Origin of the sequence: Phytoactinopolyspora endophytica (assembly GCF_004138495.1) — a bacterium.
In the GTDB taxonomy this organism is placed as follows: domain Bacteria; phylum Actinomycetota; class Actinomycetes; order Jiangellales; family Jiangellaceae; genus Phytoactinopolyspora; species Phytoactinopolyspora endophytica.
In genome coordinates, this window is the sequence record NZ_ML142877.1 from 49,122 (window position 1) to 49,328 (window position 207).

Annotated in this window: 1 pseudogene; it reads right to left on the bottom strand. The window is 68.1% G+C overall.

From position 1 onward, the window contains the following. Positions 1-207 (bottom strand): annotated as a pseudogene (locus ELR45_RS36175) (thiamine pyrophosphate-binding protein); the annotation flags it as partial.

Genomic DNA, 207 nt, shown 5'->3' on the forward strand with positions numbered 1-207 from the left:
TTCGGGTGAGATCAGCTCGCCGTTGCGCAGGGCCCAGGTGTTCAGCGAAGCCCCCCATCCGACGACCAGGTCGGCCTTGCGCACCAGCTCACCGCTCAGCGGCGAAGGGAAGTCCCCCGATACGTCTACTGACCATGGTTCGCCTGCGAACAGGCCACGCGCGGCCGCCGAGGTCGCCAGCAGGGCGCCACTGAGGGTCGACAGATG